Raw genomic sequence first — 9404 nt, 5'->3', positions numbered from 1 at the left:
GCAGAGAAAATCCAAGCAAAACAACACGTTAGACGGTATTATTAATTCGCTTGCCGCTTAAGGTTCTGTACATGAGTAGCCATTACCGATATGGCTCAGCTGCTCTGGCTCAAGGTTCATTAAGGCCTCTTTGGCTGATTTAATGGTCATTGGAACACGCGTAATAAACTTCTGTTGTTGCTCATCCAGTGAACGAATGCTCTCTTCGGTGTATAAAGCGGCATCGGCAATGAAGTAGTGACTGTTTTGAGCTGCCTTCAGGCAATGAATATGCCGTTTAGTGACTTCTGAGAATGCCTTAGCATCATTGGTGTTACCACTAAGCGCTTGCATGTAAACAGGCAGGCCAGCTTGATTTTCGCAAATCAACTCAAGGACCACTTGATTTAGCTCTGGACGGTGGTCTCGGCTGTAGCCTTTTACCAGCTTGATGGCATTAAGATCTTCGTCCTGGGCGTATTCACCATCGACATGGAAGCTAGTGATATCAAGGTGTACAGAGTCTGTTTTAAGTCCTAGCTTATCAACGACATGCTCTGCAATCGCTTGATAAAGTGCGGAGACATCTGCTTCATATAAAGCATCTAACGTGCGTCCGAGTACATCGTCCGTTAAATGGTGAGCTTCAATATCTTTAGCAAGCAACTTGGCAACAGGCTTCGTCTCGAAAAAGTCAGAAAACATATGCAGCGTTCTGCTGTGAAAGCCAAGACCATTGAGAATCATCGCCAAGACCGCATCGCCATGTGAAACGTTATGATCCGAGTACTTGGGAATGACGCGATCAATAATACCAGGTAAACCGATTTCATGGCAGAAAGCAGCGATCAGCCCTAAGTGATCTAGGCGTTTAATGACAGGTTGAGCAGCAGACATAATAAAGTGACCGTTAAATAACAGTAATAGATCAAAACTGGGGATCGCGGTCAAGAGGTCTGTCGCACTAACATTTGTAAACGATCACTGGATCACATTATTTTAATTCTGAAATTGGCTGCGGAATGACGGATCCAAGAGCCCCACCAGCGTCACCTTGTCGTTGCGGCTGGATCCCCGCTCGAAATACCTGATAGACCTGCTTGGCAGAGAGCAGAAGCGCGGCTTGACTGCGGTCATCGAGCGGTCGGTTGAGCGGGCCGCTGCCGATACGTTCTTAATGAGTGAGGGTGGTGAGGGGATCTCATTTCTGGCGATGGTCGATCAGATCTGGTCTACCGATGAGCCAACCAGGCTGTGTAATCTGGCCCGGCTTCGTGCTGATCTGCTGACTGTCGATGAGATGCGGATCTGGGAGACCGTCAAAATCTCTCCCGGGTTTTGGCAGGAGGGGCGCTGTTGGATCTGCCCCTTGATACCCACCTTCCGGTGAGCCAGGCCCTACGCCAACGTGGGCGCTGCTGGTCAATGTCCCTGGTAATTCACCACAGGCAAGACCGTCTAGTGTTCCAGCTCGCGGTAAACCTTAATAGACTCGCTCAACACCCTTTGCGCATAAGTTCTTTTGTTTGTTTGTAAGTTTGTTCGTTTGTTTGTACTAATGTTTACCCTATACGCCTCGGAACACATTTTTGGAGATTTGCCATGCGGACACCCGAGATCAGCGATGAAGTCATCATCGAAGCTGGAAATAGACTGCTAAAAGCCGACACTACGATCTCTGGGTTCAAGCTTGCTCGTGAGTGCAAGGGGGGCAATCCCACACGTTTGATGAAGGTGTGGACGGATTTTTTGAAGACACAGGTGCTTGCCGGGGACGAGAGTAAGTTGCCCCTGCCCCTCCACGTTGAGGTGGAGTTGGAGAAAAAGACCGCTGACATCTCTAAGTTTCTGATTGATACCGTCACAGAACTTCACCATCAGGCCATAGTGAGCGCCGATCTTCGGGTGAGCGAAGAGTAAGCAAAGGCCCAGCGATACAGAGAGGAATTGCTCGGTGATCTGGAAGAGGCCTCAAACATCAATGAGCAGGTCACCAATGATTTGCGCGAGGCTCAGGTGACCATCACTGGCCTGAACGATGACCTCAAATCTGCCAACGCCCAGCGCGAGCAACTAGCGATCGAGGTGGCGCAGCTGCGGGAGCGGCTCAGCGCCGTTGAACAGGCAGAGCAAAAGTGCATTGAGGACAACAAGGAACTCGCTATTCAAGTTGCTGAGATCAACAAGGTGAAGGGCCAGCTGCATAATGAGCTGGTGCAACTGCGCGAGCGTCTGACCGGCACTGAGGAAGCAATGAAGAACGCCGCTGCGGCCCATGCCAAGGCAATCTCCGAGTCTACCGAGGACAAACAGGCGGTTCTCACTCAGCTTGATGAGGTCAAGCGTGAGAGAGACACACTCCATGAAGAGTTGGTGCAACAGCGTGAACGCCGTGCCACTGCCGAGTCTGCCCTCCAGGCGGCCAATGAGGCTCTTACCAAGGCTAACTCTGCGTCCCTGGAGGAGATTGGCGGGTTACGCCAGCAGATCGACGAGCTCACTCACTCCCGTGAGGAGTTGATCCAGCGACAGGGCCGGGATAGCGAGAAGCTGACTGCTCAAGAGCAGGCCCTCGCAAGCGCCAAAGAAGATTGCGAGATTAGCCTCCAGGAGGCCGTCAAAGCGCAGGAAGAGGCGACTCAAGCCCGTGTCGAGGTTGCACGGTTGGAAGGTCACCTGACGAGTTTGACGAAGCAGAACGTGGACTTGATTGCGGCGTTGTCGGGGAAAGCACCACATTCCTCGTGATTGTGCAGGTCGCTTGGTTCAGCTTGCGACCACTGTCGATAAGGCCCCGTTAATTTGGGGCCCTGCACCTACAGCCCTTACTCCAATCGGCTGACCTCCCCGACCGCATTGATAATAAGCCGCTTTGCCTTCATCACCTCTAATCCCGCTTCGTGCTGCCCGACAGCATGGGTGGACGCGGAATGGGCAGAGCCGGTATCCACGATCGGGATCTCCTGCATGTTGCTCTTCACCAGGAAGCGAGAAATATCGAGGATGGTCGGATAGACCCCTCTCGGGTTCATGAACTCGTAAGCCAACACTTTCAGCTCATCGGGCTTTGGTTTGACCCGGACAGCTGCCATATAGAGCCCCAGCGCGTGGCAGGCAGCCTGCTTGCTGAACTCGTCGTCCCGAAGACAGCCCTTGATCGCCGTGAAGGTGTCAGGCTTGGCCATCAGCACGGCAATGGTCTCGTCTCGCGGCAGCGTTGGGAGTAGATCCGGTACCAGCAGGGCCTCACCCAGCATGTCGAGCGTGCCGCGAAACATGCCGCGTTCCTCCATGGCGAGGATCGCCTGGCTCATGCTCTGGAGGCGGGGATTGTGCGCTACACCCAGGTTTGACAGCAAAAAGTCACCCTCCGCCTGCAATACCGACACCACCTCGTCACTGCTGGCCGTCATCGCGTAGATCTCGGTGACCATCAATGGCGTATATTGCTGCCAGATGTCAGACCCATTGGTGTTGGCCAGAGCCGATATGCTGGCGCTGGCAGCCAACAGGGCGATCATTGTTTTACGCATACCCATTCCTTTCCTTCCGATTCAACCCTGGTGAACTGCAACTGTGTGCCGGGCGCATAATCCGCGACCGAACTCTCGGTCACCGATTCAATGGCCCCTGATTCTCCTCCAAGGACATCTGCGATGGCGGTATGACCCGTCACCGTGTCCCCCTTCGAGAGCCAGCTCAGCTCCAACAGCTGCTTCGTGTTCTCCAGATCTTGGCCCTGCTTGATCTCTTCACAGAGCAGGTCTTTTACTTCAAGCGGTACCGAGTCAGCCATCAGCAAACCGAGCATCCACAGGAAACTAATAGTCATAGGTGCGAAGGCCCCGCATCGTCTTAAAGCTGCGCTGACTGGCGCTGGCCGCCTGTATCTGTGCAATAGGCGGCGTAAAGCCCGGAGGCACATCGCAGAAGTGGCCCGCTTTGAAGTCCAGGTAACTGCTCTGAGCTTCACCCCGGCGGCGCTTGCCGTTGATGAGTTCCGCAACCGAGCCCCAGCCGGATTTGTCGTCGTAGACACTGTCGCGGTAGATAAACACAATCCGATCTGCATCTTGCTCGATGGCACCTGACTCACGCAGATCGGAGAGCATGGGCCGCTTGTCGTCGCGCATCTCCAGATTGCGGTTTAGCTGGCACAGCAGCAGCACGGGGATCCCGAGTTCCCTGGCCAGCATTTTGTAAGCGCGGGTCATATCCCCTACCGCCTCGACCCGTGAGGTACCAATCGTCTTGTGCAGCCCAACGTGGTCAATGGTGAGGAGCCCCAGATTACTCACCTCTTCGGCGAACTGGCGAACGGAGCTGCACACATCCACATGGGTCGCATTCGTGACCTCTTGCAGGTAGATCGGGAGATCCTGGTACTCCTCGGCTGAGCGCCGGAGCTTGTCCATAATGGACTCCAGGCTGAGCAGATCCGGGTTGTCGAACACATCGACCGGCAATTGCGACGTATCGGAGAGCAGGCGTTCACCGATCTGCTGATGGCTCATTTCGAGCGACACGATGAGTGAGGCGCACCCGACCGACTGGGCGATGTGCTTGTTGATCTTGAGCGCCAGCTCCGTCTTGCCCATACCTGGGCGGGCGGCAATCACAACCAGATCCCCACCCTTGAGTCGTCCGAAGGCCTCATCAATGCCAGCGCACCCCGTCACATAGCCCTCTACCTGGCCACTGGCCGCCAGTCGTTCTGCGTCCTCCAGTAACCCCTCCATCACGGTGCCGATCCGCAGAGGAGCCTGGCGGCCCTGCGTCACACGGCCAATTGTGCTGGCGACTTTTTGCAAGCGCAGCAGGACATCGGCGCAATCCGTGGCCGTGTTCAGGTTGGCGAGCACGTTCTTCATGGCCTGAACCGACCGTTGGCACTCGTGGTAATCCGCGAGCTTCTTGGCAAAGGCGAGGAGGTTGCCGTCATCTTCCTGTAGCGGCAGTTCAGCCACCAGCCAGTCCGCGAGCTCGTGATGCCCCATGTCGCGGAAATAGGCGGCTACCGTGTCTTGCGTGACCGGGGTTTCGTGGTCCACCAAGAACTCGATAGCCACCCGCACCGACCGGTATTCATCGCAAAACGCCTCCACAGGGACGCTAAGGACGGCCTCCCGCGCCTTGACGGTGAACTTGCTCAACACCATCCCAAGGAGCGCAGATTGGAATGATCGAATACTAGCCTGGACCACGAATCCGCCTTATACTTTACCTGTGCGTGTCCTGTCAGGATAGTTCAACGCATTTACCAAACCAAGGGGAAGAAGATGGAAAATTCGAAAAAAACTGTAAAAGGACAAGACGGCAGTGCCAAAACTGAGCTGTCGTTCCTGTTCTTGATGTTCATGTTGCTGGCGATTGGCTTCGCCTTTGCGCTCACCAACACGCAGTACAGCGTCATGATGGCCTCGTTGATCGTGGTGGGGGGCACCGTGTTGCTGTACCGCAAACAACGGGTGCAAAAAGCCTGGGTTGGGGCACTCACCGCTCTCACCAGCAAGGAGTGATGCCTTGCGGATCCCATATAGCGTCAGGGGAAGAAGCGTCACTGCTTCCCCCCTTCTATTTGCACTGGTCGCGTTTGGGATGATGGTCTGGTTGGTCCATGTATGGGCCATCACCCTCGACTATCTCTCCACCGGCGCGGCCCCTTCCTTCGTCCTCCACATGACCTTCACCGCGCTTACCGTGTGGATCTCGCTCGCACTGATGCTAAAGCGCGAAGTCGCCATTGGGCCCAACCAGCAGATCACCGTCGATGACCGGCTCTTTGGCCTGCTCATAAAGCGTCGCCGCCTCCAGGTACAGCCAGACCTAACCATCAAGGCCGACCTGTTTGCGCAATCCTGGTACCTGTTCGTGGTCGCGGGCCCTGATCAATCACTCCAACTCATCACCTACGTGCGGGTTGATTCCATGATGGCCATGGATCTTGTCGTCCTGTTCGAACACCTCGGCACCCCGGAAAAGGAGCTAGTCACTTGCTAATGCGATCCCTGCTGGCGCTGAGCTTTGTCGCTCTTCTCGCCCCCCTGCACGCCTCCTCCTCGTCCGTGGAGGACTCTGAACTCAATGCTCTCTCCGCCCGGCTCAGGGCTCGCAACCTGCAAGTGGACCGGCTCCAGCGGGTCAGCCCACATCTGGTGGAAGTGACGATCAAGGGGGAAACGGTCTATGCCACGCCCGACGGCAACATCATGCTGTTTGGCCAAGCCATCTCCTTTGACCAGAACGAGAGGCCGACCAACCTCACCACCGCCGCCCTCTGGAACAAGGTGCTGGAACTGGTGAACAACGGCAGTACCATCAAGTACAAGGCGGACAACGAGAAAGCCACCTTGGTCGTGTTTACCGATTACACCTGCGGGTATTGCGGCAAGTTTCATGCGAGCGTGCCCGAGCTGAACAAGCAGGGGATCTCCATCGCCTACCTCGCGTTCCCGCGCTCAGGGCCGAACTCCCCCTCCTACGAGACCATGCGATCGGTCTGGTGCGCGGATAATCCGCAAGAGGCCCTGACCAACGCCTTCAATGGAGCGCAGATCGCCGCTCAACGCTGTGCCCGTGCCGACGCGGTCGATCAGGGGTGGGAGTTGTCTCAAAAACTGGGGATGCAGGGCACACCCAGCATGATGCTGCCAGGCGGGCATGTGGTGACCGGGTACCATTCCGTGGAGGACATTATGAAACTGCTCGATGTAGCGTCCTGATCCTCCGTAGCAGCTGCATCTGGAAGGGGTCTGCGGGCCCCTTTGCTTTTTCCTTCCCCTGCCTTCCCCTCCACTGCCACCGCCTGCCTCCTCAACTGGGAGCTCTTCCTGATGTCCGGCGAGGACAGCGACCGCGGCTGATCGTGCTCAATCCCGACCCAGGTGGCGATACTTCTGACATTTGCACCGTTTTCGCTTGCCATGATAAATGCCCTAAACTATCCTGTCGGCATAGCACATACATTTATCAAAGGTTGCCATGATGCTCACTGATGCCGATCTGTCCGCGATGACCGCTCAATATCAAGGGAACACCATTTCCGCCATTCAGGCTAAACCAGAGTCCCTCACCAGCCTGGAACACCTGATCGTCGACATGGGGTTCGAGCCTGGTGATTACCTGGTACTGATGCGTCGCAACATCAACCATGAGCTCGTGGTCATGCTCGACCCCTCGCCCGCTGCCTACATGAAGGCGCTCAACAAAACCTCCCTGCATGTGGGTGGCAAGCTGATCTACTTTGGGGATGACTTCACGTACCACGGTAATGACCTGGGCTATGACCACACACCCGACCCCTCGGTGGAACACAGTATCGAGAACGTGGCCGGTGTCGCACTCGGGTTATATCGCGTCAACGAAAAAGGCGTCAGCGAAAGTACCCCCTATACCTATCTCTTCGTGGACCGCCAGCAGCTCATGGCCGGACTGGAGTATCAGGAGCAGGAGTGTTTCAACGGGGTAGTACAGGACGACAAGACCGTGCGCGGGCTGATGATCAACATTGCTATCCGGTCGATGATGAAATGGCAGATCAACTCCTCCTTCCGGTTCCCGGTCAATTTCGACCGCTATTTCCAGCTGGTCGAACTGCATCACAAGCTGGTTGAACAGTGTCAGCAGGAATTTCGGCGCGAGGCCTCCGTCATGGCCAGCTCGATGCGCCATTTCCGCAGTGTGAAGGCCATACCGTCCGTGGTGGACTCGCTAGTGCCGCTGCCCGGTCGTCACGCAAACGCGGTACCGCTCATCCGGCTGTTTGACAAACCCAAGACGCAGACCACCTTCAACTTTGAAGATTTCGGGATTTGATATTTGCCTCTTGTTATCCCGTGGGGATAGTGTAATATGATTATCAGATAACAAAGAGAGACACCATCATGACCGCAACCAACCAAGACCTTCGCGCCGCCATCAAGCCCGGCTATGACAGCGAATGGGGTAAGCCCAACTTCCTGGACAGCCATGGTCAACCGGTTGCGGGCATCTATGCCGATGTCGAGAATGAGGACTACCACGCCATCCCGGCGCTCTCCTCCTCCAAGCTGAAAAAGTTCAGCCAGTCGCCTGCGCTCTACTACCGCGAGTATGTGTCTAAGCTCAAACGCGCCAAGGCGGCCTCTACCGCCAACGCCTTTACCGCAGGCTCCGTCACCCACGGGCTGGTGCTGGAACCCGAGCGTTGTGATGATCTGTTCTGGTATCACCTCAACCCCATTGATTTCCCCCACTCCCTGCACACGGCATCGCAGCTCAAAGAGGAGCTGGAGCGCCAAGGTATCAAGCCCAAGGGAACCGTGAAGGCCAACTATATCGACCAGCTGTTGGCGCACGACCCGGCCTATGCCGACAAAATTTTCGATGTGCAGGCCCGCAACCATCTGCTGGCCCGCTTCCGCGACACCAAACAGCCGTGGGCGACCGCCAGCAAGGCCATCTACCCGGAGGCGCTGCTGTCCCTCGCGGACTATCAGGCCTACTACAAGAAGCTCAACACCCTTCCGGTGAGCGATGATTTGGACGAGATGGCGGCACAACTGCTGGCGGTGAGCCCCACCCTGATGACGCACACCAACATAGACAAGCTGCATGAGACGAAGGTATTTGAGCTCAAGGCGTGCGAAGACTATATGAGGGAGTACGTGCTTGACCCCATCACCTATGGGGACGCACACCGCGCCCGCCACACGGTACGCAGCCATGTCAGGGCCAATTCCCTGCTGCAAGACGGGATCGCTGAGTTAACGATGATTGCCCAGGACACTGAGACGGGTCTGTGGATCAAGGCCAAATTCGACTGGCTGCGCTATGACCTGATTTCGGTCGATCTCAAGACCACGCGCGACACTCACCCCGACCGGTTCATGTACCAGTGTCGCGATCTGGGGTACGACTTGCAGGATGCGTTTTATTGCCATGTGGCAAAGCTGCTTGGGTTCCCAATCCAGAGCTTCACGTTCGTCACTGTCGAGTTCGCCGACATGGATAACTGTGAGGTGTTTGAGTTCTCCGAGCGCGTGCGCTCCCGTGCCATGAACAATCGCCGCCGCCTGATGCAAGAGTTGCAATACTGCCAGGCCAGAAACCAGTGGTACGGCTACAATCCTAACCAATCGACAATGGTGCTCGACTGGTAACACCTGTTAATCATGGTGGATTTGCCCCAAGTAATTGGGGCTTTTTTTTGGTCTGTCTCGGTGTCCTTCGGAGACATCATCAAGGGAGGCAGTAGGAAGCTCCAAAAGAAAAGTCCTCACGGCATTGCTACGGTGAGGACAAAAGGTGGACCATGGAAATCGTTGGTGGGGTTATGCCCGCATCTCAGTGAACCAATCGCGCTCCCACTGCGTATTCCGGCGAAGTTGAACAGCCATTCCGGCCAACGTGAACACCCTGATCCTTAACGCGCTCACGTCACCCCG

11 protein-coding genes and 1 pseudogene are annotated in these 9404 nt (G+C 55.8%); 8 read left to right on the top strand and 4 right to left on the bottom strand.

Going from position 1 to position 9404, the window contains the following annotated elements:
- Window positions 1–72: 72 nt before the first annotated feature.
- A pseudogene (locus PG892_RS19970) lies at window positions 73–876 on the bottom strand (IS1634 family transposase); the annotation flags it as partial.
- 157 nt (window positions 877–1033) lie between these two features.
- On the opposite strand from PG892_RS19970, the gene PG892_RS19965 reads away from it, so the two are divergent.
- From PG892_RS19965 to PG892_RS19955, 3 genes are all read left to right on the top strand, one after another.
- Window positions 1034–1369, top strand: coding sequence for a hypothetical protein (locus PG892_RS19965; protein WP_270825754.1), 336 nt, complete (start codon window positions 1034–1036; stop codon window positions 1367–1369).
- A 212-nt stretch (window positions 1370–1581) separates the two neighbouring features.
- Window positions 1582–1899, top strand: coding sequence for a hypothetical protein (locus PG892_RS19960; RefSeq protein WP_270825753.1), 318 nt, complete (start codon window positions 1582–1584; stop codon window positions 1897–1899).
- A gap of 27 nt (window positions 1900–1926) precedes the next feature.
- Entirely contained in the window at window positions 1927–2727 is an 801-nt protein-coding gene (locus tag PG892_RS19955; RefSeq protein WP_270825752.1) for a hypothetical protein, read from the top strand.
- A gap of 77 nt (window positions 2728–2804) precedes the next feature.
- Here the strand turns inward: PG892_RS19955 and PG892_RS19950 are convergent, their stop codons facing one another.
- The 3 genes from PG892_RS19950 to PG892_RS19940 are packed head-to-tail and all read right to left on the bottom strand — an operon-like array spanning window position 2805 to window position 5132.
- On the bottom strand, window positions 2805–3512 hold the full coding sequence (locus PG892_RS19950; RefSeq protein ID WP_270825751.1) for a hypothetical protein: 708 nt from the start codon (window positions 3510–3512) through the stop codon (window positions 2805–2807).
- On the bottom strand, window positions 3497–3811 hold the full coding sequence (locus PG892_RS19945; protein WP_148248218.1) for a hypothetical protein: 315 nt from the start codon (window positions 3809–3811) through the stop codon (window positions 3497–3499). Before PG892_RS19945 ends, PG892_RS19950 begins: the two co-directional genes overlap by 16 nt.
- On the bottom strand, window positions 3801–5132 hold the full coding sequence (locus PG892_RS19940; RefSeq protein WP_160836990.1) for a DnaB-like helicase C-terminal domain-containing protein: 1332 nt from the start codon (window positions 5130–5132) through the stop codon (window positions 3801–3803). Before PG892_RS19940 ends, PG892_RS19945 begins: the two co-directional genes overlap by 11 nt.
- A 126-nt stretch (window positions 5133–5258) precedes the next feature.
- On the opposite strand from PG892_RS19940, the gene PG892_RS19935 reads away from it, so the two are divergent.
- The 5 genes from PG892_RS19935 (at window position 5259) to PG892_RS19915 (ending at window position 9119) form a co-directional block, all read left to right on the top strand.
- Window positions 5259–5498, top strand: coding sequence for a hypothetical protein (locus tag PG892_RS19935; RefSeq protein ID WP_270825750.1), 240 nt, complete (start codon window positions 5259–5261; stop codon window positions 5496–5498).
- Between the two features lie 79 nt (window positions 5499–5577).
- Window positions 5578–5979 carry a hypothetical protein gene (locus PG892_RS19930; protein WP_270825749.1) on the top strand — a complete coding sequence of 134 codons (402 nt, stop codon included), beginning with the start codon at window positions 5578–5580 and terminating at the stop codon, window positions 5977–5979.
- A complete protein-coding gene (locus PG892_RS19925) occupies window positions 5979–6701 on the top strand; it encodes a thioredoxin fold domain-containing protein (protein WP_234932925.1) in 723 nt (240 codons plus the stop codon). Before PG892_RS19930 ends, PG892_RS19925 begins: the two co-directional genes overlap by 1 nt.
- A 259-nt stretch (window positions 6702–6960) precedes the next feature.
- A complete protein-coding gene (locus tag PG892_RS19920; RefSeq protein ID WP_148248212.1) occupies window positions 6961–7794 on the top strand; it encodes a hypothetical protein in 834 nt (277 codons plus the stop codon).
- A gap of 68 nt (window positions 7795–7862) precedes the next feature.
- Window positions 7863–9119: a PD-(D/E)XK nuclease-like domain-containing protein gene (locus tag PG892_RS19915; RefSeq protein WP_101617850.1), complete on the top strand. Its 1257-nt coding sequence runs from the start codon at window positions 7863–7865 to the stop codon at window positions 9117–9119.
- The last annotated feature ends 285 nt before the right edge of the window (window positions 9120–9404 follow it).

It is taken from the genome of Aeromonas sp. QDB68 (assembly GCF_027707405.1).
GTDB lineage: Bacteria > Pseudomonadota > Gammaproteobacteria > Enterobacterales > Aeromonadaceae > Aeromonas > Aeromonas caviae.
The sequence above is the reverse complement of the archived record's forward strand: the minus strand, read 5'-3'. Positions and strand labels throughout refer to the sequence as shown.